Origin of the sequence: Marivirga arenosa (assembly GCF_030503875.2) — a bacterium.
GTDB classification, from domain to species: Bacteria; Bacteroidota; Bacteroidia; order Cytophagales; family Cyclobacteriaceae; genus Marivirga; species Marivirga arenosa.
In genome coordinates, this window is record NZ_CP129968.2 from 3,490,466 (window position 1) to 3,515,921 (window position 25,456).

Sequence of the window (25,456 nt, forward strand, 5' to 3'; positions counted from 1 at the left end):
GTGGATTTTAGAATTAGGTTTTCGTAAATATTCTAATAAAGAAAAAGGGCTTAAATAAGCCCAATGTATCATTGTATTAATATCTTCTTCTTTTAAGAAAATTAAACATACCACCTCTTCCTCGATTTGGTTTTATATTAAATTTCTTACCTCCGACACCAAAAACTTTATTTAAGAATTCACCTTGAATGTAAAACTCAGCTTTTACATTGAAAATCAAGTAATAATCGTTATCCTCAGGGTTCCCTCTTATTTCCCCCCTCCCTGTTGGATCTGATAATGCTAAAGCAGTTATGTCCTCAGGATTATTTAAATCAAATTGATCAAGACTTGGATAGCCTCTTCCGTTTACTCCACTTACATCATCTAAGTAATCCGTGAAAGTTATACGATTACTTACCTGAGCGGTAATATCCATAAAGTCATTTACTTTCACTCGAACTCCAGCTCCAACAGGTATCACAACTGCAAATCTTCCATAGGTATTAGGCCTTTCAGTTTGATATTGTCTTAAATACACCATTTCACCAGCTCTTGGAACAGTTCCTAGCGAATCAACAGGATCACCAGCTTGGTTTCTAACAAATTCAGGCACTTCTGCTTTAGGGGCATAAAATAAAACGCCTACACCTGCAAAAACAAAAGGATTAATCAATCTTCTTTGAGTAAATCTTGTGGCGGTAGGAAACAATGAAATTGAGGCTGTTGCAGTTAATTCCATATTATCAGAAACAAATGACAAGCCTCTGCTTCTTGTATTTAATTCAGGATCAATATCTAAGTCGTTACCAGATAATTGAAAAGCCATATAATTAATACCTGCATGCACTCTATTGGAAAATCTGTAATGAATTCCTCCGATTACATTCAATTTGGTATCAAAATACGAACCAGGATTTGTTAAATCTCCTAAACCTCTAGCATAGCCCAAACCTCCAGAAGCTAGCCATTTTCTATTTATTCTATTAGAATAAAAGGCTTGTCCGTACAGCTCAGTACCAATAAATGCTAAAATCGATATTAGGAGTATCTTTTTCATAATATTCTACCAAGAACAAATATAAATATTTTTTTAGATAATACTTTAAGTGAATACTTTAATCCTTTAATAAATAATACATGAAAATTTATTTGTTGTGTTTTCCTGTATTAATAGATACAAATTAATCTATTTTTTGTTTTTTTGAATATGTTAAAATTAGCTGCTATTGACATTGGCTCAAATGCCATCAGAATTCAACTATCAAGAGTAACAATATTTGAAGGAAACATAACTTTTAAAAGATTAGAATATGTACGTTTCCCTTTAAGACTAGGGCAAGATGTATTTACAACTGGTAAAATAAGCCCTGATTCTGAAGCTAAATTTATAAAACTTATGCAGGCCTTTAAACTTCTGATTGATTTATATGAAGTAGATGATTATATGGGTTGTGCTACCTCTGCCATGAGAGAATCAGACAATGGTAGAGAAATCATTCAAAAGGTAAATGAAAGTTTAGATTTAGAGATTGATATTATTGATGGTGATCAGGAAGCTGAAATGATTAACAAAGCCATATTTCCTTATATGGATGACAAAGCATATTTACATATAGATGTTGGTGGTGGAAGTACAGAATTCAATTTTTATCAGAATAATCAAAAGTTACTTTCTCGCTCTTTTAAAATTGGCTCCGTCAGACATCTGGAAACAAACAGTGCCCATCATATGTGGGATGAAATGAAAAAATGGATTGAACAAAAAGTAATTCAAAAATCTGTTAAAATTCAGGCCATTGGAACAGGAGGTAATATTAATAAAGTTCAAGACTTGACGGGTAAGAAGCCAGGAAAACCAATTAGCCTTAAGAAAGTAAAAGAAACCCAGGCTTATATTAAGGGCTTTAATATGGATGAGCGAATCAATAAACTACAATTTAATCCTGATCGAGCAGATGTAATTATTCCCGCATTAGATATTTACATAAACGCCATGATTTGGTCAAAGTCACAATCGATAATAGTGCCCGATAGTGGTTTAAAAGATGGTATTATGCAGCTACTTTATGAAAGAAATAAAGAAAAACTGAATTGATTATTTAGCAGCTACAGCTTCTACCTCTACTAATAACTCAGGGCGAGCTAGTTTGTAAACCCCGATAGTGGAACGGGCTACCTTATTAGGATTAATTTCATTATTAAAATATTCACCATAAGCTTTAAACCAAGCATCAAAGTCAACTTCACCTGTTGAATCTGGAGCAATATAAACTCTTAAAAAGAAAACATCTTTCATGGTATAGCCTTCCGCTTCAATAGTAGTTTTTATTCTCCTTAAAACCCCGATACTTTGCTCATAGGTATTACCATATTTAGACATATCGCCAGGCTTAGCATTTGGATTTTTGACTTCACTCACCAAACCGGATGTATAAAAAACATCTTTATTCGCAGGAAGATGTACTCCTTTTAATATACTTGATTCAGGGCGATCAACTCTTACAATTTCTTTATTTGCTTCTTGAGATTGACATGCAGCAAGAGAAAGTAATATAAAACAACCTATATATAGATTAATCTTCATTTTTCGATATTTTAAAATTTAATTGCTTAAGAATTGACAACTGCAATATAAAAATATTGTCATTATTATCAGGATTACCGAAAGCTGATATATTATCAAGATAATCAGTCTGTGGATTTATGAAACCGGTTCTAAGTTGAATACCAAATCCGTTCTCCAGGAAATAATAAGCATTAAGAGTAGTGGGTAAAATGAGTGAAAAATTAGCATACTCCTCTCCTTGCGACCTACTATCTAATTGATTTGCTAAATCGAAATTATTTTCATCGAAAACCGTAAACCTGCTAAAACCAAAACCCTGAGAAAGATAAATCGAGTAATTTGATTTCTTTATAAAATGAATACTGGGCTCTATATGAATTGATTGGTAGGTAGTTCTAGCAAAATCATTTATTTTAAATTCACTTTGATCAAAAAAACGAACTTGTCTGTTTTCAGCTTGAATCTCTCCCCCACTTATCCAAAATCCAACATTCAACCATCTGTTTTTATTAAAATGCATAAAAGCTGAGATTTGAAATCCAGGTTGAGAATACTCTGGTTCCAAATCAGTTTTAGGAATAGCAGTTCCAAAACTTAAACCTACAAATTTATTTTCTCCTTGCCCTAAGACAGAAAAAGCAAATAGAAAATTGAAGATTATCAATATCTCTATTTGCTTTCTCATAGTTATAGTATTTAAATTTTATTACTTATTCTTCTTCAATTGTGTGAAGTCATAAGTTTCTAAAAATTTAGTTGTGAATTTACCTGATTTAAAGATTTCATTGTCCATCATTTCGATATGGAAAGGTATTGTGGTTTTAACGCCTTCAATTACAAATTCTTCCAATGCTCTCTTCATTCTAACCATTACTTCCTCTCTACTTTGCCCTGATACAATTAGTTTGGCGATCATTGAATCGTAAAAAGGAGGAATTGTATAGCCTGCATACACATGGCTGTCTACTCTTACGCCATGACCACCTGGTAAATGTAAATTTGTAATTTTTCCTGGACTTGGTCTAAAATCATTTGCAGGATCTTCCGCATTAATTCTACATTCCATCGCATATAGATGAGGGAAGTAATTTTTACCTGAAATGGTTAAACCAGCAGCCACTTTAATTTGCTCTTTGATAAGATCAAAATCAGTAACTTCTTCTGTAATCGGGTGCTCAACCTGAATACGTGTATTCATTTCCATGAAATAGAAGTTATTGTGCTTATCTAATAAGAATTCGATGGTTCCTGCACCTTCATAGCCAACTGCTTCAGCACCAGCTATAGCTGCTTTACCCATTTTTTCTCTAAGCTCATCTGTCATGACAGGACAAGGAGTTTCCTCAATCAATTTCTGGTGCCTTCTCTGAATAGAACAATCTCTCTCAGATAAATGGCATGCTTTACCATTTTTATCACCCACGATTTGAACCTCAACGTGACGTGGCTCCTCTACAAATTTTTCTAAATAAAGCCCTTCATTTCCAAAAGAGGCGCCTGCTTCCTGACGCGCAGAATCCCATGCTTTTTTGAATTCATCTTCCTTATTGACAATACGCATACCTTTACCTCCACCACCTGCTGTAGCTTTAAGAATTACGGGGTATCCCATATCTTTAGCAATCTTCTTACCTTCTTCAATGGACTCAAGTATGCCTTCTGAACCTGGGATTGTTGGAACACCTGCAGCCTTCATAGTAGCTTTAGCAGTGGCCTTATCTCCCATTTTGCTGATCATATCAGGATCTGCACCAATGAATTTTATTCCGTATTCAGCACAAATTTTTGAAAACTCAGCATTTTCAGATAAGAATCCATAACCAGGGTGAATAGCATCAGCATTTGTAATTTCGGCAGCTGAAATTATATTAGGTATATTTAAATAAGAATCTTTACTAGCTGCTGGCCCTATGCATACTGCCTCGTCAGCAAATCTCACGTGTAAACTATCTTTATCAGCCAGTGAATAAACTGCCACTGTACTAATTCCCATTTCTTTGCAAGTTCTGATAATTCGCAAAGCAATTTCACCTCTATTGGCAATTAATATCTTTTTAAACACAATATTTATTTTTTAATGAAACATTATACTTCTCTTGATGAATTTTTATCAAGAAGGATCCACTAAAAATAATGGCTGATCGTATTCAACTGGAGTGGCGTTGTCTACTAAGATTTTAACAATTTTACCTGAAATATCAGATTCGATTTCATTAAAAAGCTTCATAGCTTCTACTATACATACTGTATCCCCCGCTTTAACTGAATCACCAACATTAACAAATGCAGGAGAATCAGGATTAGGTGTTCTGTAGAAAGTTCCAATCATTGGAGATTTAATAGCAACATATTTATCATCATCAGAAGCTGCCGCTTTATCGCCACCACCAGAACTTGGTGCAGGAGTTTCAACAGGAGCAGAAGCCGGTGCTGGTGCAGGAGCTGCAGCTGGTTGAGGTGCAGGTGCTGCTGCTTGAATCACTTTAGCTTCCGTATTCTTTTTAACTTTAATTTTAAATTCTTCTGTTTCAATATTTACTTCATCCAATCCGGACTTAGAAATAAAATCAATAAGGTCTTGAATCTCTTTCGCTTTCATAGCAATTGGTTTAGTTAAAAGTCAAAATTTCTTAAATAATTATTTTTTTACCCTCTCTGAATAAGAACGGGTTCTTGTATCTACTTTAATAACTTCATCTTGATCGATGAATAAAGGCACTTTTACTTCAGCTCCTGTTTCTACTGTTGCAGGTTTAGTAGCATTTGTAGCGGTATCACCTTTGATGCCTGGCTCAGTATAAGTTACTTTCATTTCAACAAATGGAGGCAACTCACAACTTAATGGCTTTTCAGTTTCTGCATGAATTAAAATATCAACTTCTTGCCCTTCTTTATACAAATCAGAGTTTTCAATGTTCTCTTCAGGAATAGAAATCTGTTCGAAAGTTTCTGTATCCATGAAGTGCATTCCTATATCATCCTTGTATAAGAATTGGTGAGGTCTTCTTTCAATTCTTGCAGTAGTTACTTTATGTCCTGAGGAAAATGTGTTATCTAAAACTTTCCCAGTTGTAAGACTTTTTAATTTAGTACGAACAAAAGCAGGCCCTTTTCCTGGCTTTACGTGTTGAAATTCTACTATTGTAAATAAGTCGTTATTATATTCAATGCAAAGACCATTTTTGAAATCTGAAGTATCTGCCATTTTAAAATAAAATTAAATTTAATGATATTAATTTGAATCGTAAGCCCATTTTATATAAACGGAGCCCCATGTAAATCCTCCTCCAAATGCCGCAAGGATAATATTATCCCCTTTTTTCATTTGTTTTTCATATTCCCATAAACATAAAGGAATAGTACCACTGGTTGTATTACCAAATTTATGAATATTGAGCATCACTTTGTCAGAATTGACCCCCATTCGGTTAGCAGTAGCATCTATAATTCTTTTGTTAGCTTGATGAGGAACTAACCAAGCTACATCTTCTGAAGTCAATTCATTTTTAGCCATAATTTCAGCAGCAACTTCTGCCATATTCGTTACAGCAAATTTAAATACTTGACTCCCTTCTTGATATACATAATGTTCTTTAGCCGCTAAGGTCTCAGCAGACGCAGGTTTCCTGCTCCCTCCTGCTTTCATGTGTAAGAACTGTTCTCCAGAACCATCTGAATGAAGTATTGAGTCTTTTATCCCAAAACCTTCTTCATTAGGCTCTAATAAAATTGCTCCGCCACCATCACCAAAAATGATACAAGTCTGTCTATCTTCATAATCAATAATGGAAGACATTTTATCAGCACCCACGACTATCACCTTTTTATACTTACCTGTTTCGATAAATTGAGATCCTGTAGCTAAAGCAAACAAAAAGCCTGAGCAAGCTGCTTGTATATCATAGCTGAAGGCATTAACTGCGCCTACATTGTTGCTAATAATATTTGCAGTAGCAGGGAAAAGCATATCTGGAGTAGTAGTAGCACAAATCAATAAGTCAATATCCTCAGCTTTTGTACCTGTTTTTTCCAATAAACCTTTAACAGCCTCAGTACCAATTACTGAAGTACCTTGGTTTTCACCTTTAAGAATTCTTCTTTCTTTAATGCCAGTACGGGAAGTAATCCACTCATCATTAGTTTCGACCATAGTCTCTAACTCTTTGTTAGTCAACACATAGTCAGGAACCCATCCATGAACTCCGGTAATAGCTGCAGTTATTTTAGTCATTTGTTGATTGTAGTTTCTTTGGCTATTGAATTGCTAATATATATAATATTGAATTGAAGCCCGACAAATTTAGGAGAAATGAATAGGTCAACAATCAATGATACCAGAAACAGGTAAGAATAATCAAATTTTAACCTCTAAGAATTATAAAACTCAACTATTCAAAAAAGTATTGCCAATAAAAAAAGCTTTGCTTGAAAGCAAAGCTTTATATTTCATCTTGACTATAATTAAGCCAATACTTCTTTTTCCATTACTACATTACCTTTGTAGTAAAGTTTACCTTCGTGCCAGAAAGCTCTGTGTGGCAAATGCGCCTCGCCTGTAGTAGGACAAATCGCCAATAATTTTGCCGTTCCTTTTTTGTGAGTCCTTCTTTTATCTCTTCTGGTTCTAGATATTTTTCTCTTAGGATGCGCCATTTTATTCTAATTTTTAATTCTTATTTCTTTTTTTTCAAATCTTTTAATGCTGCCCATCGTGGGTCAATTTCTTCTTCACTTTTTTCCTCCTCACTCGGATTATCATCAGCATTATCTATGTAAACATATTCATTATGCTCTTCATCTTCTCCTAACTCATCGGGGTGAAGCTTTTTTAATGGAATTTGCAAAGCAATAGTTTCATAAATGAAATGGCCTACATTAATCACTTGTGTGTTTTTTGTAATTACCATTACATCCTCTTCTAACTCTTTTTCCTCTTCTCCATATTTATACAGCAACTTTTTGCTGATATCTATCGGGTATTCAAATTCTTCTAAACTTCTATCGCTCACAAGATCAAGATATCCTGAAAAATCGAAAGTGAGCTCCATTAAATTATCTCTTTTATCCAATAAGAGATCAATTTTTACTTCTCCACTATCAATCAAATCCCCTTCAAACTTGCTGAAAAAGTCTTTATCAACAGAAAACTTATATTCATGCAGCTTGTTTCCAAGCTTATATACTTGAATGTCGAATTCTTTCAACTTTTCCATCCCACCTGAATTAAGAGCGCAAAGATAAAAAGATTATTTGATATTACTAAATAGCTTTAAGAATATTCTTTTCTATTCTTAATGATATCGGATGCCAAGAACAAGGCTTGTCGCATAGAAGTTTCATCCGCCTGACCTTTTCCTGTTAAGTCATAAGCTGTTCCATGGTCTGGTGAAGTACGTACAAAAGGTAAACCAGCAGTATAATTAACTCCATTTGAAAAGGCTAATGTTTTAAAAGGAATCAATCCTTGATCATGATACATAGCTAATACAGCATCAAAGTTTTTATACTGTTGATTTCCAAAAAAGCCATCAGCTGGAAAAGGACCAAAAACTAATTTCCCTTTTTCTTTCCTCTTTTCAATTAATGGTTTGATAAAGTCTTCTTCCTCATTTCCGATAACTCCACCATCGCCCGCATGTGGATTTAACCCTAATACTGCTATTTTAGGTTTTTTGATTCCGAAATCCTGCTTTAAAGATTTTTCTAAAACATCTAATTTACTGTCAATTTTTTCTGCTGTAACCTTATTTGCTACATCTTGAATAGGAATATGCCCAGTTACCACCCCTACTCTCAAATCACCATCTACTAATAACATTAAACTGTCTTTAACTTCAGATTTCTGCGCTAAATACTCTGTATGTCCCGCAAAATTAAAATTATCGGACTGAATATTATTTTTATTGATTGGAGCCGTAACAATAGCATCAACATTTCCTGCAAGAGCATCATCAACAGCTTTTTCTATGCTGATAAAAGCATATTTACCTGCTTCCTCAGTAGATTGCCCCATGGTGATATTCACAGTTTCTTCCCATAAATTGAGAACATTCAATTTCTTGTCATTTAGTTCTTCCAATTTTTTTAACTGAAAATAATTGAAATCACGAATGTTTAGAGCTTTTCTATAATAGGACAATATTTTACCTGAACCATACACCACTGGAGTCATCAATTTCAAAATTCTATTGTCTTCTAAAGCTTTAATGATCACTTCAGGAGCAATACTATTTACATCTCCAATAGTAATAGCAATTGTGGGTTTATTATTTTCTTCCATATCTTAAATCAGAACTTGAAGCTGAATTTTGAAATAATTATGATTAAATTCTGTGCAATTTAGTTTTTTTTTATCTGCTTTGAAAAATGAAGGGAGTTCGAGCGAAAAAACATCTAGGTCAACATTTCTTAAAAGACCAAAATATTGCCAACAAAATTGTGGATAGTTTAAGTGGTCATCAATCCTATAATAAATTATTAGAGATTGGTCCTGGCACGGGTGTTTTGAGTGATATTTTAATTCAACAAAATATTTATGATTTATTATTTATGGATGTTGATCAGGAATCCATTGATTATCTAAAAGTTCAACATCCTGATTATTCCGATCAATTCATTTTGGAAGATTTTTTAAGAATGGATGTATCAAAATACTTTAATGAGCCATTCGGAATAATTGGCAACTTTCCATATAATATTTCATCACAAATTTTCTTTAAAGTTTTAGAGTATAGAAATCAAATTCCTGAAGTGGTAGGAATGATTCAAAAAGAAGTGGGAGAAAGGATAGCTGCAAAAGAGGGGAATAAAACTTATGGCATATTAAGCGTATTAATTCAAGCTTTTTATGATGTTGAATATTTATTTTCAGTACCTCCTAATGTATTTAATCCGCCTCCGAAGGTAACTTCAGCAGTATTAAGATTAAAAAGAAATGAAACTGAAACTTTAGATTGTGATGAAAAGTTGTTTTTCAGGGTTGTAAAGCAAGGTTTTAATAATCGTAGGAAAACATTACGCAATGCATTAAAAAGTTTTGATTTAACAACTGAACAAAAGTCACTAGATTTACTTGATAAAAGAGCCGAACAACTCACCGTTAACGATTTTGTAGAATTAACTAATCTGCTAGCAGATGGAGAATCTTGAACAACAAGAACATATTGATCAGTTTGAACTATCGAAAGAGTATTTTGAGAAATTACAACTTGCCATAAATGGAAAGGATGAAAATTTCATAAAAAATACACTAGAAGGGACTAATCCTGCAGATATTTCAACTATCCTGCTTGAATTTAATACTGAAGAATCAAGATATGTTTTGGATGTATTGGAGAACGAAGTCAGTGCTGAAGTCATTAATGATTTAGATGAAGATGTCCGTTCTAAATATCTGAAGGAGTTCGAGACGGTTGAAATCGCAGCCATGCTTAATGAACTCGATTCTGATGATGCGGTGGATATTATTAATGAACTACCGCTTAAAGATCGAGAAGAAGTAATTGCTTCCCTTGATAATAAAGAAAAAGCAAAAAACATTCTGGACTTACTTCGCTACGAAGAAGATGTAGCGGGTGGTTTGATGGCTAAAGAATTGATTAAAGCCAACGTGAATTGGTCAATTAATCAGTGTATAGATGAAATCAGAAGACAAGCAGAAAATGTTGAAAAAATTTATTCTGTTTATGTAGTAGATGATCAAAACATATTATTAGGTAGAGTTTCTTTGAAAAAAATTATACTTGCCGATGATCATTTGAAAGTAAAGGATCTGTATGATGATGATGTGATTTCAGTAGAAACCTATATGGACGAGGTAGATGTGGCTGAAGTAATGCGTAAATACGATTTAGATGCCGTGCCGGTAGTAAATGTGCAGGGAAAATTGATGGGCCGCATTACGATTGATGATATCGTAGATGTTATTACAGAATTGGCGGAGGAAGAAAGACAAATGATGGCCGGTATTTCTGAAGATGTAGAGGAAGATGATAGCATCTGGATGCTAACACGCGCTCGATTGCCTTGGCTAATCATAGGTATGTTTGGGGGATTATTAGGCGCTCAGTTTATTGGTGTATTTGAAGAGGATATTTTGTTGGTTCCCGCAATGGCTTTCTTTATTCCATTGATTACAGCAACAGGTGGAAATGTTGGAATTCAGTCCTCTTCTATAGTTTTACAAAGTTTGGCTAGCAAGTCAGTTTTTGATGATTCCTTCCTTAAAAGAATCACAAAAGTTTTAGTTATTGCTATATTAAATGGATTAGTTATTGCCGGAATAGTAATGGGAATGAATTTAATTTTAGGCCAAGAAGTAAAATTAGCTATTGTGGTGTCAACTGCATTATTTGCTGTAGTTCTGTTAGCCTCTTTTATGGGTACTGTTACCCCAATTGTGCTCGATAAATTTGGCATAAATCCCGCCCTAGCTGCAGGTCCATTTATTACCACCACTAATGATTTATTAGGATTATTGGTTTATTTCTCAGTAGCCCATTTTTTATATTAAGTATTATGAAAGTTCTCATTATTGATGATATGCATGAAAGCATAATCACTTCATTAAATTCAATCAATATTGAAGTAGATTATAAGCCCAATATTACAAGAGATGAAATAATTTCATCAATCCATGGCTACCAGGGTATGATTGTAAGAAGTAAAACCCCTATTGATAAAGAATTGCTCGGTCATTCAACAAATTTAAAATTTATTGCTCGTGCTGGAGCAGGAGTAGATAATTTGGATGTAGAAGAATTAAACAATCGGAAAATCCATTTATTAAATGCACCTGAAGGAAATAGAGATGCCTTAGCAGAACATGCTATTGGAATGATTTTAAATTTATTTAATAATATTAATAAGGCAGATCTTGAAGTTAGAAAAGGGATTTGGGATAGAGAGGGCAATAGAGGGATTGAATTGATGGGAAAAACTGTAGGCTTAATGGGGTTTGGCTATATGGGAGAAGCCTTTGCTAAACGTTTAAGTAGTTTTGGATGTAAAATTCTTGCATTTGATGATCAAAAATCTGGTTTTGGAAATGATTATGTTAAAGAGGTAAGTTTAAAGGAATTTAAAGCAGAATCTCAAATACTAAGCATACATATTCCTATGAATAAGCATAATAAAGGAATAGTTAATTATGAATTTCTAGATCAATTCAAAAAACTCGATTATATTCTTAATACGGCAAGGGGAGAAGTTTTAGTTTTAAAAGACTTAGTAAAATTATTGAAAGAAAAGAAAATAAAAGGCGCAGCCTTAGATGTTCTTGAAAACGAGAAAATTCAAAAATTAAAAAGTGATGAATCATCTGTTTTTCAAGAACTTATTAAATTCAATCAAGTATTATTAACCCCACATATTGCAGGATGGTCATTTGAATCTTATAAAAAAATCAGTGAAGTTTTGTATCAAAAAATCAAATCATTGGTTAAAGAAGAAGATTTTGTATAGTTTTAAATAACTTTCTTACAAAAAATCTACAAAAGTGAGATACTGAGCTATTAAAAGTCTATGGACATTAAAGAATACAGAAATAAGGCAGAGGAAAAGATAAAAGAGATAATTGAGAAGCCAATTATGACTTCTTTTATTGTTCTTATTATTCTTACCATAGTAGTTCTAGGATTAAGTGCTCCATATTATTTTGATAACTTCCGCGACTTTTTCAAAGAAGTAATGGCTGAAGCCCACGGTATGATTTTCGATATCGCGATCATAGGTATTCTAATTTACTGGCTAAATGCTAACGGTGAAAAACAGCTCAGAATAAGAATGTATAAAGATGAAATTGATGACTTTAGGCAATGGGAATCAGAAGAAGCTGCTTTTAGAACTGTTGGTAACATCAAAAGGCTTAACCGACACAACATTACAGAAATAAATCTAGTAAACTGCCATTTAACCAAAACCAATATGAGTCATGTTGATTTAACAGGCTCAAACTTAAATTCCTCAAATTTCAGTCATGCTAATGCAATAGAATGTAATTTTACTGGCACTAGGGCGAATCAAACAAATTTCGAAAATGCTAAAATGAATCAAGCTAACTTCGAGGGTGCTTTTGCAAGTGGGGCTAATTTTAAGGATGCATTTTTGATTAAAGCTAATTTCAAAAACGCGTTTTTAATAAAATCAGATTTTACAAATGCTTATCTAATGGAATCTGACTTAAGCAACTGCCATTTAACAGGAGCTGTATTTGACGAAGCCAGTTTGTATAAAGCAAATTTGAAAGGTGCTGAAGGATTAACTTTAGACCAGCTTAAAAAAGTAAAAACTCTATACTTAGCTGAACTTGATGAAGACATCAAGAAAGAAATTCAAGAACATTATCCAGAACTTTTAGGTAAGTAGAACGTTAATGCATCGTCTTGTTTTCAAGATTTAATTCATTTATATTTGTGTCAAATATTCAGAAAACAAAAAAGACGGCTCATGCAAAATTGTGCCGTTTTTTATTTTATAGAAATTTCAATTTTTTTTAAAACAATGAGTAAAGTATCATACTACACAGAAGAAGGTTTGAAAAAAATGAAGGATGAACTTCATCATTTAAAAACCGTGGAAAGGCCAAAAGCTTCAGCTGATATTGCAGAGGCCAGAGACAAAGGAGACTTAAGCGAAAATGCAGAATATGATGCAGCTAAAGAAGCTCAAGGTTTACTTGAAATGAAAATCAATAAACTTGAAACCGTAATTGCGAATGCAAGAGTTATTAAAGAATCAGACGTTGATACTTCTAAAGTAGGATTACTAACCAAAGCTAAAATTAAAAACAAGAAAAATGGCATGGAAGTAACCTACACTATGGTTTCAGAAGAGGAGGCCAACCTCAAGGAGGGTAAAATTTCAATTAAATCGCCTATAGGGAAAGGGCTAATGGGGAAAAAAGTTGGTGAAGTTGCTGAAGTAGATGCACCAGCCGGAAAAATGGAATTTGAAGTTTTAGAAATCAGTTTGTAAATTATTTAGCCGAGTCATAAGATTCGGCTTTTTTATTAACATTATAATTATGGCTACTATATTCACTAAAATCATTAACAGAGAAATTCCAGGACATATTGTTGCTGAAGATGACAACTATATTGCTTTTCTTGATATTAATCCTCTCGTAATGGGGCATGTTTTAGTTGTACCAAAACAGGAAACGGACTATATATTTGATTTGGATGATGATGTATTAGCAGGTCTCCATGTTTTCTCAAAGAAGGTAGCTAAAGCCATTGAGAAATCTGTAAAATGTATTCGAATTGGGGTAGCTGTTATTGGTTTAGAAGTACCTCATGTTCACGTGCATTTAGTTCCTCTTAATTCCATGAATGACATTAATTTCAGCAAAGAAAAATTAAATCCTTCTCAAGAAGAATTAGAAAAAGTAGCGAGTGAGATAAAGGCTAATTTGTAAATAAAAAAACCGCAATGACTTTTAGTTCACTGCGGTTTTGGACTATATTAATTTAAACTATTACTCTATTTCTACATCTTCAACATTTTTGAAGGCAATTTCTCCATTTTCCATTTCAACCAATACTGTACTATCATTTGATATCTCTCCACTTAAAATTTGCTTAGAGAGTTCGTTTAGGATAGTTTTTTGCATTACTCTTTTCAATGGTCTTGCTCCAAATTGTGGATCGTACCCTATCTCACCTAGATAATCTAATACATCCTGTGTAGCATCTATCTGGATTCCGTTTTCTTTCAATCTTCTTTGAACATCTTTCCATTGGATGTTTACAATTTTTCTCAAAATTTCTTCATTCAACGGTTCAAACATAATGATTTCGTCAATTCTATTCAAGAATTCTGGTTTAACTGACTTCTTCAATAATTCAAAAACCTCATTTTTAGTATCTGATAGAATTTGTTCTTTCTGCATCTCATCACCATTATAATTTTCTGGGCTTAATCTTTCCTGAATTAAGCTTGAACCAATATTGGTAGTCATGATGATGATTGTATTTTTAAAATTAGCCAAGCGGCCTTTATTATCGGTTAATCGACCATCATCCAAAACCTGTAACAATATATTAAAAGTATCTGGATGTGCTTTTTCAATCTCATCTAGAAGAATTACAGAATATGGTTTTCTTCTTACCGCTTCGGTAAGTTGACCACCTTCATCATAACCGACATAACCTGGAGGCGCTCCAACTAATCTGCTGACAGAATGCCTTTCCTGATATTCAGACATATCAATTCTGATCATCGCATTATCATCATTAAAGAGATATTCAGCTAAAGCCTTTGCTAACTCTGTTTTACCTACTCCCGTTGTACCCATAAAGATAAATGAGCCTATTGGCTTTCTAGGATCTTGTAAACCCGCCCTACTTCTTCTCACTGCATCTGATAAAGCTGCTATGGCTTCTTTTTGCCCTGCCACTCTTTTACCTAATTCTTCTTCAAGATGTAATAATTTCTCTCTGTCGCTTTGCAGCATTTTTGTAACAGGAATACCTGTCCACCTAGCCACTACTTCAGCAATTTCTTCAGAACCCACTTCCTCTTTTAAAAGGGTCTGGCTAGAGCTTTGCATTTCTTTCATTCTAGCTTGATACTCATTAAGCTTTGCTTCTGCTTCAGAAAGTTTACCGTATCGAATTTCCGCTACTTTTCCAAAATCACCTGATCTTTCAGCCTGCTCTGCTTCTACCTTAAGCTTATCGATATGTTCTTTCTGCTTTTGGATGCCTTGAATTACTTCTTTTTCACCCTCCCACTTCGCTTTTAAGTCTTTCCGCTTCTCTTCAAGGTCTGCTAGTTCTTTATTAACCGTTACTTCTTTATCCCTATTTTTTTCTCTCCTCATTGCCTCACGCTCAATTTCTAACTGCATGATTTTCCTATTCAACTCATCCAATTCTTCAGGCAATGAATCAATTTCAATTCTCATTTTTGATGCCGCCTCATCCATTAAATCAATGGCTTTATCAGGCAAGAATCGATCTGAAATATATCTACTTGAAAGTTCTACTGCCGCGATTACCGCATCATCTTTAATGCGAACCCCATGGTGAACTTCATACTTATCTTTAATACCTCTTAAAATTGAAATAGCATCTTCTTGAGAAGGTTCATCAACATTTACAGCCTGAAATCTTCTTTCTAAAGCTTTATCCTTTTCAACATACTTTTGGTATTCCTTTAAAGTTGTAGCACCTATTGCATGTAACTCTCCTCTAGCCAATGCTGGTTTTAGTAGGTTTGCGGCATCCATAGCGCCTTCTCCTCCTCCAGCTCCTATTAGCGTGTGAATCTCATCTATAAATAAGATAATTTGTCCATCAGAATCAGTTACCTCTTTAATAATAGATTTCAATCTTTCTTCAAATTCACCTTTATACTTGGCTCCGGCTACTAATAATCCCATGTCTAATGAGATCAAAATCTTATCTTTAAGATTTTCAGGTACATCACCGTCAACAATTCTTTGTGCCATTCCTTCCACAATGGCAGTTTTCCCAACACCCGGCTCACCTAATAGAATAGGATTGTTTTTGGTCCTTCTTGAGAGAATCTGAAGCACTCTTCTAATTTCTTCATCTCTACCAATTACTGGATCAATCTTACCCGCTTTAGCCTGATTATTTAAGTTAATGGAATATCTTTCCAATGATCGATACTTAGACTCTGCATTTTGATCCTTTACAGAATCACCACCTCTTAATTCCTTAATGGCTTTTATAAGATCTTTTTCAGCATAGCCAGCATCCTTTAATAATGCAGAAGTTTTATCGCCCGCTTTCAATAAGCCTAATAATAAATGCTCAATTGCAACGTAATCATCCTTAAAATCTTTTAAGAATTTCTTTGCCTCTGTCATTGCTTTATGTGCATCATTTGACAAATAAGGTTGAGAACCACTAACTTTTGGATAGCTGTTCACTAACTCTTCTAACTTATTATCAATTAAGGTTTTATTTATATTTAATTTCTTATTTACAAAAGACAATACATTCTCATCTGTTTGCTGAATAGCTTTCAACAGATGCCCGGTTTCTATGGCTTGCTGACCATTAGCCATAGCAATCTCTGCCGCTTTTTGAATGGCCTCTTGCGATTTTATGGTATATTCATTTAAGTTCATTTTTGTAAGATTTGATTACAGTTTTTTTCTTATTCTATGCAATTCTTTTACCAATACTGAAGCTCTGCCTTTATGACTTATTCATAGTTATAATTTAAACATTTCAAGACTTTTTGACATTTACTTAAAAAAATGAATAGAAATATTCTGTCAAAAATTGTAGAAGAGTATTAAAATCAGTTATAAAATTGAAGGGATTATAAGGTAAAGGAATATTTAAAATTGAATTATTTCAATATATTTACAAATTGTATTTATCCAAAACATGAGATGAAACTAAAGTATCTCCTTATCTTTTTAATCTTCAATATTCAAGCACTTTTAGCACAAAATGGAGATTTGCCCTTAACGCATTATGAGATCCCTATTCCGTCTCAAGATTTAAAATTCAATGATCTAAAAATTGATAATCAAGGTCGATTAATACTTGCTTATGATAAGGGATTACTACAATATGATGGTAATTCATGGCTTAAAATTGAAATCAATAGCAGTCCGTTAAAATTTTTAGATATAAATGAAACACCATTTTTAATAGCAAAAGATGGGATTTATACTTTTAAAGAAGATGCATTTCATCAAAATACTTTACACAAAAAAGTATCATTATCAATAAATTCTTCTTTTACTGACTTAGTATATCATCAAAACAAATTCTATTTATTGATTGATGAAGAAATAATTGTTTATGATGAGGAATTCAATAAAGTCGATGTTTTCCGTTCGAATTTGGGTTATAAAGACATATTTACATTTGATGATAAACTATTTGCTTTTGAAGATAACTATTTACTCGAAAATGTTGAGGGTACCTGGGTTGACTTAAACTTATATGCACCAGAAAATACAGACTTCCTCTTTTCTTTTAAAGGCAATGATATATTATACTTTGCTTATGATAATGGAGAATTTTATTCATTTAACGGAAAAAAATTTGAAACCTTTTCCGATGAAATTAACCAATATCTTAGTGACAATTTTGCAATCTCGGGTAAATTCTATGAAGATAAACTAATCATCTCGACTTTAAGCGGTGGTGTACTCTTAATCGATGAGAATTCAAAAAAAATCTCTTCCACTATTCAAAAATATAATGGTTTACCTACCAATGAAGTAAGCGCTGTAACCATGGACCTGCAAAATGGTTTGTGGTTGGCTCATCCTTTTGGACTATCCCGTGCATCTCTTAATATACCATTATCGGACTTCCAATATTACCCTGGGATTGAGGGCTTACCTGAAACCAGCATCTTACATAATGGAAAATTATGGGTGGGTACAACAAGAGGGTTATTTTACTTAAAAGAGGTGAAGGATTATGAGACCTTAACAAAAAAATATATTGAAAAAGTAAAAGTATCCTCTAATCAAAAACCAGAAGATGAAGGAGACGAAAACTTCTTTGAAGAACTATTCAGTGTTGAAAATAATAATGCTGAAGTCGAGATATATATAGAGAAAGAACTCAACAAATTTAAAGAAATATACAAAGAAAAAGGAATTCGATTTTTAGCCTTAAGAAGAAAACTAAATGAGAAGGAAGAACAATTACGAGATTCTATACGAAAAGCGAATAAGGGTGAACCTAAAGCTAATCCTGAGTATAAAACCGTTATTAAAACCACCAACATAAGTAAGCTTAAATCCATTGATTATGAATATGAGAAAATATCAGAAATTGATGACCATATTGAAACATTAATTCCATTTAAAAACAGTTTAATTGCTAAAAGCAATACTGGAATTTATTTGATAAAGGATTTTAAGGCTAATAAAATATCCTCTTTAAAGATGATTAATAAGCTTTATTTCGAAGTAAATAAGAACAGATTATGGATAGCAAACGATCAGGGACTTTTCAGCTTATCAATAAAAGATGATAATTATAAAGTCATAAAACATAGCGACCACATTTTTAATGATATGCTAATTATTAGAAATCAACTAATTGCTGTTGGTAGTAATCAGATTGAAATATTTGATATAGTCGAAAATGACATAACATCAAAAAAGAAGATTGAAATTAGCAACAATTTTTCAGAGGAATTAGCAGTGTTTAATTCAGGTCAACAAATTAAATTATTAAGGTCAGATGCTATTCTTGACTTGAATTTAAAATCATTTAAACTAAAGATAGACTCAACATTTGAGAATCCTTTAAAATATTTCTTAAAAGATCAGAAAGAAAATATGTGGATTATTTCATCTGACAACCAATGGACAGTTTTAAATAAAAACATTCAAGAACAGGCCCGAAAATGGTTCAGAATTTTACCTTCCATAAAAAATATAAATTTCATTAATGATGAGAAAATATTCTTTATTTCTAATAACAGAATTATTGAATGGCTTTCAACTCCACTACAAAATTACACTACACCTAAAAGTTTTATAGATGGAATTAAAATTGAAAATAAATGGATAGAGGATCTTGACAAGATAAAGTTAAAACATAATGAAAATAACCTACAGGTTCTACTCAGTACTCCTGAATATTTATTTACAGATGATATTGAATATCAATATTATGTAAAGGGCCTTATGGATGAATGGTCAGGATGGTCTAAAAACAAGGAAATAGATTTTCCTTACATCCCTACCGGGAATTATAAACTACAAATTAAAGCAAGAACCATTCTTAGTAATGAAATCAATAATTTCAGTTTAGATTTTAAAGTCACACCTCCATACTGGCAAACCTGGTGGTTTTATCTACTAGAAATTGCTTTCTTCAGTATTCTAATATTTATCTCTATTAAATTAAATACAACTAATCAAAGTTCATTTTTAACTAAAACCTTTACATTTTTAACTTTAATTTTATTTCTTGAATTCATAGCAACGATTCTTGAAAACAATTTGGAAGGATACGTTGATGATTCACCGGTTTATACCTTTATCATTAATGTAATTCTTGCGGTATCGATTTCTCCAATAGAGCGAGGTATTTCAAAAATCTTAGTAATCTGGAATTCCGCAAGAAGTAAAAGTTTAATTTCTCAAATGAGAAAAAATCAACAGAAAAAAGAAAATGAGCAGAATCAAGATTGAAGAACCTGATAAGTATTTATTCACCGCCAAAATCACTACCCGAATTACCGATTTAAACTATGGTGGTCATGTTGGTAATGATAGAATATTTGCCTTCATGCATGATGCAAGAGTTCAGTTTTTCAAATCATTAGGTTATAAAAGTGAATTAGATTTTGATGGCTTAGGAAATATTCAAAGTGATGCTGCCATAACTTACAAAGCAGAGATTTTTGCCCATGAAGAAATTTCAATTGAAGTTGGCGTAAAAGACATCAATAAATATGGATGTGATTTTGTTTATAGGTTTTTGAAAGAAGACGGAAAAGTAGCTGCTGTAGGAAAAACAGGGATAATATTCTTTGATTATGAACAAAGAAAAATTGCCAATATGCCTGAATCATTCCTAGAAAAAATAAAATAGTAAATATAGTCAGTTTACTATCTGACTACATTTACCCCACCTCTTTGCTCGTAAGTTCTACTATTTTCTTCCGTTCCTTTGTAATTGATCACATAAGCATATAAGCCTTGTGGAACTTGTACACCATTCAAGTCAGTAGCATCCCATTCGAACCCCTTATCATTCGATTGAAATACAATGGTTCCCCATCTATTAAAAATGATGATTTGGAAATCCCCTACGTAATCATTTGCAAAAACCTTGAAGATTCTATTTTCTGCAATTGAACTACCAGGACGAATCGCAGTTGGCGCAAAAACTTGTGGTTGACAATCTTCTAAAACTGTGGTTGAGATATTATATTCACAGCCAGCAGCAGTTAGAACTGCTCTATATTCACCTGGCTCATTAGCTATTACTGTCCTGTTCGTAGAAGTATTTCCATTTGGAAGAGTCCAAGTATAACTTCCGAATGAACCTGGATCTAAAACCACTGATCTTACAGATTCAATACCCGTAGAACAGATATAATAAGTTTCTTCAATTTGAGGTTGGAATATCTCTTGAACCGTTAAATCTCTGGTAATGATAATTGGATCACAACCACCTGGCCCTGTATCTGAAACAGTTAAGGTATAAGTATCTGTTTCAATAATCTCCCATTCTAATGCAGCTTGAGAGTTATCAATGGTAGGGATTTGTGTGCCATCTGAATTTGTTAAAACTACATTGTAATTTCCACTTGCTCCGCTTGCAATAGCAGTTGCTATAATTGTTCCATCTTCACAATTCACTTGTGTTTCAAGACTTGCATTTAATGGCTCAAAATTTTCAGCTACATCAACTGATGATTGTGCAGCACAAGAAATATTCCCATTAGGTGCAACAGTAACCGTATAAGTTCCAGCTTGATTTACTGTAATACTCTGTCCTTGAGCCCCATTACTCCAATTAAAGGTGAAGTTATTCGGATCTTGACCATCTAAAATTACAGTTAGGTCTCTACCTCCACTACAATTTATTGTGTTTTCTATATCTAAAATATTTGCTTGAGGACTTATTTGTAAATTAATAGTTGCAGTATCAGCACATAGAACTCCAGTAGTGTCGGTTGCAATAATTGAATAAATACCCGCTGTAGCACTGGATAAATCAATATTTGGAGTTACTGAATAGACAATATCATTTGTATGGGAAGCAAGTTCTTGAAGATATGATAGCAAATCATAATTTGAACCACAACCAAATACATTATCATCAGGATTAAAATTTATTTGCTGGGCTGGATTTAAGGTAAATGAAGAACTTGCCAAACATCCATTGGCATCAGTTACCTCAATACTGTACGATCCTTCATTTAAACTATCTACTGTAAATATTGAATCATTCGTAACACTACTTGCAATAATAGATCTTGTTTGATCTAATATTTCCCATTGAAATGCGGGCCTCAAAATATCGCCACTCGCATTTAATGTAATTTCAACTTCCTGTAAATTAGGATCACAAGATGAGGCAATTTGTACAGCCGATGCAGTAAATGTAGCATTACTTAAACTCACAGTTTCAGTGGTACTACAATTAGTAAGGTTATCTATAACTGTCACATTGTAACTGCCCGCCCCAAGTGCTGTAGCATTTGTTGTTCCGGCATTAACAGTAGTTGGTCCATTCCAGTTGATTGTATAATCTCCAGAGCCTCCACTCAGAGATATTGAAATTGAACCGTCATTAACTCCACATGAAGGTTCAGCTGTATTGTCAATCGTAATTATAGGATTTTCGTTTACAATCACTTCAATTTCATCGGAAGCAAAACAATTAGGATCAATTGGGTCTGGAATTTCTACCCTAATCATAAAAGTACCTGGAGTAGAGGTGTTAACATCAAAATTCTGTCCGCTAGCTGTTTGTTGCACATCATCAACAAACCATCTGTAAGTTGATGCGCTTCCATCCGCATTTAATCTTAAACTTGCATCTTGACAAACTATTCGATCACCTCCGAGGTCTACTTCATATGGCGGACCTACAAATATATCAGCTGTTGAAGTACAGCCATTTACAGAAGTAATCGTAACAGAATAATTTCCTGTTTCAGTTACATCAATTGTTTGAGTAGTATCTCCAGTATTCCACACGTAAGTATGTCCTGGTTCATCTACTATATCATCTCCTAGTGTTAAAGTAGTACCGCAGAAAGTTCTGGTATTGGAAACATTACTAACATCAGGGCTTGGATATAATTCAAAATTTTCGACAAGAAGATTATCATATCCACATTCATTGGTAATTCTTAATGAAGCTTCATATTGACCTGGATCTAATTGGATATCTAAAGTATCATTCTGGCTATTCGATGTATAGACACTATTTGTACTTCCAATCGGTGTAATAGTCCAATTAAATTGGTCAAAATTAGTAGTTCCATTCCCTTGCAAAATAATTTGATCTGATGTACATGAAGCTATCACTGCTATCGAAGGTTCTTGACTTGGGGTGGATAAATTCTGAACAAAATTAGGCAAGCCTAATCTACTTGTTCTACCCGCTAAATTAAATGGCTGTAAACTTGATGCCAGATTAGCTCCATCAGCTGGATCATATCGTTGGTCTGGGGCTCCAATTGTATAAACATCAGGACTATTATTGGCTGCTATGTATATTTGGCCATTTGGTCCAGTTTGCAATGCTCCTGCTTCAAATCCTAAGTCAGCAACTGTCACACTATCTGGATTTTGAATATCATCAATTGAATAATCATCATCTATCGGAATTTGCAATAACAATGAATTAGCTCCATCATTAATAGTTGCATACAATAAGTTACTGCTAGGAGAAAATTCAATTCCATAAACTGTTCCACCGAAATTAACATCAATCAATGCTTCTTCCCATCCATTCACACTATCGCGCCTGATGTAATCTATAAAAGCACCACCAGAATTGTAGGCTTGTGCAATTTTATCTCCACCAGCTGCGTACTTTAAATATCCGTTTGCTGAAGAATTCGAAAAATAGTTGCTTCCTTCGGATATAAATTCAGCTGCATTTATTCCTTGATCATTAACTGGGTAATATCTGAAGCTATTACTTCCAAGCTCATGAGTTAACACGTTCGTATTTTGAACCCCTTGAGCAGCCACTTTTTCAGTACTCCTACTATAGATTTTTCTCCCTTTCAATACAACATCTCCTAATCCATTATTAAGTTTCATATCTATTAAAGCATAGGAGAAGATGTTACTACCAGTACTTGCATCTTCATTCAAGAATAAATAATATAATGAAGGATCAGAACCATGCGTTACTGCAACCACTCCCTGTGAAGCAGCGGGATCTCCACCCAGATCGGTTCCATTCGCCATCACATTGTGTTGAGAGTCCCAAATAGTCTCCCCATTGGTATAGAATAATAAATCACCATTATCATCAGAAACGGTTGTACACCCTTCCTCTGCTTGAATATTACCGTCAGTAACAGCAACTGGTCCCCCATCGCCACTAAAATCTATTCCTGCACCTTCCCCGAAATACCAAAAATTAGCAACTTGCTTTTGCTCTTCAAATAAGGTCAAGGTAAAGCTAGCTGTAACGGTGCAGTTTCCAACAGTAACTGCAGCTGTATAAACTCCAGAAGAATCGAAAGTAGCTGTTCCATCACCATTATCGGTAAACTTAGTTGTGTCAGCATTGATCCAAACGACATTATCGGGTTGAGAACCATCTGACAATGTTGGTCCATAATTTTCAAGAGGTAATTCACAAACAGTAGTATCCTGGAGCTGAACTTGAGAGTTAAACTGTTCTACTGTTACTTGAGAAGAATCAATAAAAATATTTCCTCCTACATTTACCGTTAGGGTAACATTATAATTACCCGGCTGATCAAAAATCACATTAGGGCTTATTGCATTGGATGATTGTCCATTTCCAAAATCCCAGTTTAAAGAAGTTACATCATTAAAATCTCCATAATCAGCAAAAAAGGAAACGGGGTTATTTTGACATATACTCGTGTTTAACTGGGAAGTATACCAGTCAAAACTTACGGCACCATCCACTATTGCAGGAGGTGCTATATTTGGAAAACTATTAGCTTGTCCATAAGATGTTACACTAAACAATTCCCATTCAATTCTCAAAGAATCAGGGATTGAATCTGCTCTTAATATTCTACTTAAATAACTCTCTGCTCCATTATTGTAAAGGAAATACATATTTCCATCAGGGCCGTTCTGTATGGAATTAACGGTAGCTACAGATCTATTTAATACATTTTCTGAAGATGCACTATCTAAATTCACTTGAATCAAGCTGGCTTGCCCACTAGAATTATTTCTGGCATAATATAAGTTTGTTCCCCCTATTGACCATTCGACATCTGAAATAGTTTGATTTACTGCCCCAGTATTAGTTAATGAATTTTCATTTTGAAATAAAGGATTTAAAGGATCCGAAAGGTCTAAATCTAGTAATACAATATTTTTTGGAGTTCCACTTACGTTATCAGAGGAAAGTGCTAATTGTGGATTAGTACCAGAATTGGGTCGAAAGGATAATCCATTTAAGCTAAAACTAATGGAGAAGTTATGACTTGCAACAGAAGCTAATGTCCCATCTGCTTGAACCTGTGCTAGTTCTAAACTGTTACCAGACTGAAAAATGAGGAAATAATTATCTCCAAATTTATAAGAATTGATAAAGTCGCTCAGATTAGCGAAACCTGTTCCTTGAGCTGAAGCAGTAACTTCACCATAAGTACCTAAAGACATGTCTACGCTAAGGTATTGTAATTCTCCTGCATCATTAATAATGTACACATAATATATGTCGCTATTAGCATTTGGTGATGGAGAAATCGCCACTGGATGACGCAAAGTATTATCCCCACCTATTGCTGTCCCACCCGGTATAGCATTATGATCTTTCCCGTAAATTAAATCTCCATCTGTGTAGAATAATAATTGACCATCAATCGCATTGGTTGCAACAGCCGCTCCAGAATTCCCGAAAGGAGTAGCTTGATCATCAATTAAAAAAGATTGACGGGCATTATTTCTATCAAATCTTACAGCATTATTATTATCGCCAAAATACCAGAATGTTTCTGAGAAATTTTGAGCCAAAGCTACTTTTACACTAAGTAAAAAGACAAGAAAAATAGATTTAAGTATTTTATTATTCATATATTCGGGAATTGTCAGCTGATTACTAACGAAAAACAATCGAAATAAATTTTCTTTATTTTAAAATATGTTTTTCGATTTACAGACGTTAAATGTACCAAGTCGAAATTTATAAAATAATAGATAAAGAAGTGAACAATTTAATCATTTTCAGTTTTTTAAGTAATTTTTATATTTTTTTTTAA

General features: G+C 33.5%; 21 protein-coding genes. 9 read left to right on the forward strand and 12 right to left on the reverse strand.

The window, feature by feature from the left end; all coding sequences use genetic code 11:
* Window positions 1-76: 76 nt before the first annotated feature.
* A complete protein-coding gene (locus tag QYS47_RS15030) occupies window positions 77-1,039 on the reverse strand; it encodes a hypothetical protein (RefSeq protein ID WP_308355913.1) in 963 nt (320 codons plus the stop codon).
* 150 nt (window positions 1,040-1,189) lie between these two features.
* On the opposite strand from QYS47_RS15030, the gene QYS47_RS15035 reads away from it, so the two are divergent.
* The gene (locus QYS47_RS15035) at window positions 1,190-2,077 is read left to right on the forward strand and encodes a Ppx/GppA phosphatase family protein (RefSeq protein ID WP_322346982.1); all 888 of its coding nucleotides are present in this window, start codon (window positions 1,190-1,192) and stop codon (window positions 2,075-2,077) included.
* Here QYS47_RS15035 and QYS47_RS15040 read toward each other — a convergent pair whose 3' ends face one another.
* The 9 genes from QYS47_RS15040 to pdxA form a co-directional block, all read right to left on the reverse strand.
* Entirely contained in the window at window positions 2,078-2,566 is a 489-nt protein-coding gene (locus QYS47_RS15040; protein WP_322346983.1) for a RidA family protein, read from the reverse strand.
* Window positions 2,556-3,233: a hypothetical protein gene (locus tag QYS47_RS15045; protein WP_322346984.1), complete on the reverse strand. Its 678-nt coding sequence runs from the start codon at window positions 3,231-3,233 to the stop codon at window positions 2,556-2,558. The genes QYS47_RS15040 and QYS47_RS15045 overlap by 11 nt, the downstream gene beginning before the upstream one ends.
* 21 nt (window positions 3,234-3,254) lie before the next feature.
* Complete coding sequence (gene accC / locus QYS47_RS15050; protein WP_308355909.1) at window positions 3,255-4,610, reverse strand: acetyl-CoA carboxylase biotin carboxylase subunit; 1,356 nt, start codon at window positions 4,608-4,610, stop codon at window positions 3,255-3,257.
* A gap of 48 nt (window positions 4,611-4,658) precedes the next feature.
* Complete coding sequence (gene accB, locus QYS47_RS15055; protein WP_322346985.1) at window positions 4,659-5,147, reverse strand: acetyl-CoA carboxylase biotin carboxyl carrier protein; 489 nt, start codon at window positions 5,145-5,147, stop codon at window positions 4,659-4,661.
* Window positions 5,148-5,186: 39 nt separating this feature from the next.
* Window positions 5,187-5,753 carry an elongation factor P gene (gene efp, locus QYS47_RS15060; RefSeq protein WP_308355907.1) on the reverse strand — a complete coding sequence of 189 codons (567 nt, stop codon included), beginning with the start codon at window positions 5,751-5,753 and terminating at the stop codon, window positions 5,187-5,189.
* A 27-nt stretch (window positions 5,754-5,780) separates the two neighbouring features.
* A complete protein-coding gene (locus tag QYS47_RS15065; RefSeq protein WP_308355906.1) occupies window positions 5,781-6,779 on the reverse strand; it encodes a beta-ketoacyl-ACP synthase III in 999 nt (332 codons plus the stop codon).
* A 230-nt stretch (window positions 6,780-7,009) separates the two neighbouring features.
* The gene (gene rpmF / locus QYS47_RS15070) at window positions 7,010-7,201 is read right to left on the reverse strand and encodes a 50S ribosomal protein L32 (RefSeq protein WP_013455314.1); all 192 of its coding nucleotides are present in this window, start codon (window positions 7,199-7,201) and stop codon (window positions 7,010-7,012) included.
* Between the two features lie 20 nt (window positions 7,202-7,221).
* Window positions 7,222-7,761: a YceD family protein gene (locus QYS47_RS15075; protein ID WP_322346986.1), complete on the reverse strand. Its 540-nt coding sequence runs from the start codon at window positions 7,759-7,761 to the stop codon at window positions 7,222-7,224.
* Between the two features lie 56 nt (window positions 7,762-7,817).
* The gene (gene pdxA, locus QYS47_RS15080; protein WP_308355904.1) at window positions 7,818-8,828 is read right to left on the reverse strand and encodes a 4-hydroxythreonine-4-phosphate dehydrogenase PdxA; all 1,011 of its coding nucleotides are present in this window, start codon (window positions 8,826-8,828) and stop codon (window positions 7,818-7,820) included.
* Window positions 8,829-8,914: 86 nt separating this feature from the next.
* Between pdxA and rsmA the strand changes: the two genes are divergently transcribed.
* The 6 genes from rsmA (at window position 8,915) to QYS47_RS15110 (ending at window position 13,964) form a co-directional block, all read left to right on the forward strand.
* A complete protein-coding gene (rsmA, locus tag QYS47_RS15085; protein WP_322346987.1) occupies window positions 8,915-9,697 on the forward strand; it encodes a 16S rRNA (adenine(1518)-N(6)/adenine(1519)-N(6))-dimethyltransferase RsmA in 783 nt (260 codons plus the stop codon).
* The gene (gene mgtE, locus QYS47_RS15090) at window positions 9,684-11,060 is read left to right on the forward strand and encodes a magnesium transporter (RefSeq protein ID WP_322346988.1); all 1,377 of its coding nucleotides are present in this window, start codon (window positions 9,684-9,686) and stop codon (window positions 11,058-11,060) included. The genes rsmA and mgtE overlap by 14 nt, the downstream gene beginning before the upstream one ends.
* A gap of 5 nt (window positions 11,061-11,065) precedes the next feature.
* Window positions 11,066-12,010: an NAD(P)-dependent oxidoreductase gene (locus tag QYS47_RS15095; protein WP_322346989.1), complete on the forward strand. Its 945-nt coding sequence runs from the start codon at window positions 11,066-11,068 to the stop codon at window positions 12,008-12,010.
* Between the two features lie 60 nt (window positions 12,011-12,070).
* Window positions 12,071-12,913, forward strand: coding sequence for a pentapeptide repeat-containing protein (locus QYS47_RS15100; RefSeq protein ID WP_302101824.1), 843 nt, complete (start codon window positions 12,071-12,073; stop codon window positions 12,911-12,913).
* 135 nt (window positions 12,914-13,048) lie between these two features.
* A complete protein-coding gene (gene greA, locus QYS47_RS15105) occupies window positions 13,049-13,522 on the forward strand; it encodes a transcription elongation factor GreA (RefSeq protein ID WP_302101825.1) in 474 nt (157 codons plus the stop codon).
* 49 nt (window positions 13,523-13,571) lie between these two features.
* Window positions 13,572-13,964 carry an HIT family protein gene (locus tag QYS47_RS15110; protein WP_322346990.1) on the forward strand — a complete coding sequence of 131 codons (393 nt, stop codon included), beginning with the start codon at window positions 13,572-13,574 and terminating at the stop codon, window positions 13,962-13,964.
* A gap of 60 nt (window positions 13,965-14,024) precedes the next feature.
* On the opposite strand, the gene clpB is transcribed toward QYS47_RS15110, so the two are convergent.
* A complete protein-coding gene (gene clpB, locus QYS47_RS15115) occupies window positions 14,025-16,649 on the reverse strand; it encodes an ATP-dependent chaperone ClpB (RefSeq protein WP_322346991.1) in 2,625 nt (874 codons plus the stop codon).
* A 270-nt stretch (window positions 16,650-16,919) separates the two neighbouring features.
* On the opposite strand from clpB, the gene QYS47_RS15120 reads away from it, so the two are divergent.
* Together QYS47_RS15120 and QYS47_RS15125 are read left to right on the forward strand one after the other, a co-directional pair.
* Window positions 16,920-19,700 (forward strand): triple tyrosine motif-containing protein, encoded by a 2,781-nt coding sequence (locus QYS47_RS15120; RefSeq protein ID WP_322346992.1) that lies wholly within the window; start codon window positions 16,920-16,922, stop codon window positions 19,698-19,700.
* Window positions 19,681-20,103: a thioesterase family protein gene (locus tag QYS47_RS15125; RefSeq protein WP_302123364.1), complete on the forward strand. Its 423-nt coding sequence runs from the start codon at window positions 19,681-19,683 to the stop codon at window positions 20,101-20,103. The genes QYS47_RS15120 and QYS47_RS15125 overlap by 20 nt, the downstream gene beginning before the upstream one ends.
* Window positions 20,104-20,120: 17 nt before the next feature.
* On the opposite strand, the gene QYS47_RS15130 is transcribed toward QYS47_RS15125, so the two are convergent.
* Complete coding sequence (locus QYS47_RS15130) at window positions 20,121-25,271, reverse strand: PKD domain-containing protein (RefSeq protein WP_322346993.1); 5,151 nt, start codon at window positions 25,269-25,271, stop codon at window positions 20,121-20,123.
* Window positions 25,272-25,456: the final 185 nt, after the last annotated feature.

Coding starts and splice junctions, on each gene's coding strand:
- QYS47_RS15030 (WP_308355913.1), bottom strand. CDS start 1,039: ATGAAAAAGATACTCCTAATATCGATTTTAGCATTTATTGGTACTGAG.
- QYS47_RS15035 (WP_322346982.1), top strand. CDS start 1,190: ATGTTAAAATTAGCTGCTATTGACATTGGCTCAAATGCCATCAGAATT.
- QYS47_RS15040 (WP_322346983.1), bottom strand. CDS start 2,566: ATGAAGATTAATCTATATATAGGTTGTTTTATATTACTTTCTCTTGCT.
- QYS47_RS15045 (WP_322346984.1), bottom strand. CDS start 3,233: ATGAGAAAGCAAATAGAGATATTGATAATCTTCAATTTTCTATTTGCT.
- accB (WP_322346985.1), bottom strand. CDS start 5,147: ATGAAAGCGAAAGAGATTCAAGACCTTATTGATTTTATTTCTAAGTCC.
- efp (WP_308355907.1), bottom strand. CDS start 5,753: ATGGCAGATACTTCAGATTTCAAAAATGGTCTTTGCATTGAATATAAT.
- QYS47_RS15065 (WP_308355906.1), bottom strand. CDS start 6,779: ATGACTAAAATAACTGCAGCTATTACCGGAGTTCATGGATGGGTTCCT.
- rpmF (WP_013455314.1), bottom strand. CDS start 7,201: ATGGCGCATCCTAAGAGAAAAATATCTAGAACCAGAAGAGATAAAAGA.
- QYS47_RS15075 (WP_322346986.1), bottom strand. CDS start 7,761: ATGGAAAAGTTGAAAGAATTCGACATTCAAGTATATAAGCTTGGAAAC.
- pdxA (WP_308355904.1), bottom strand. CDS start 8,828: ATGGAAGAAAATAATAAACCCACAATTGCTATTACTATTGGAGATGTA.
- rsmA (WP_322346987.1), top strand. CDS start 8,915: ATGAAGGGAGTTCGAGCGAAAAAACATCTAGGTCAACATTTCTTAAAA.
- mgtE (WP_322346988.1), top strand. CDS start 9,684: ATGGAGAATCTTGAACAACAAGAACATATTGATCAGTTTGAACTATCG.
- QYS47_RS15095 (WP_322346989.1), top strand. CDS start 11,066: ATGAAAGTTCTCATTATTGATGATATGCATGAAAGCATAATCACTTCA.
- QYS47_RS15100 (WP_302101824.1), top strand. CDS start 12,071: ATGGACATTAAAGAATACAGAAATAAGGCAGAGGAAAAGATAAAAGAG.
- greA (WP_302101825.1), top strand. CDS start 13,049: ATGAGTAAAGTATCATACTACACAGAAGAAGGTTTGAAAAAAATGAAG.
- QYS47_RS15110 (WP_322346990.1), top strand. CDS start 13,572: ATGGCTACTATATTCACTAAAATCATTAACAGAGAAATTCCAGGACAT.
- clpB (WP_322346991.1), bottom strand. CDS start 16,649: ATGAACTTAAATGAATATACCATAAAATCGCAAGAGGCCATTCAAAAA.
- QYS47_RS15120 (WP_322346992.1), top strand. CDS start 16,920: ATGAAACTAAAGTATCTCCTTATCTTTTTAATCTTCAATATTCAAGCA.
- QYS47_RS15125 (WP_302123364.1), top strand. CDS start 19,681: ATGAGCAGAATCAAGATTGAAGAACCTGATAAGTATTTATTCACCGCC.
- QYS47_RS15130 (WP_322346993.1), bottom strand. CDS start 25,271: ATGAATAATAAAATACTTAAATCTATTTTTCTTGTCTTTTTACTTAGT.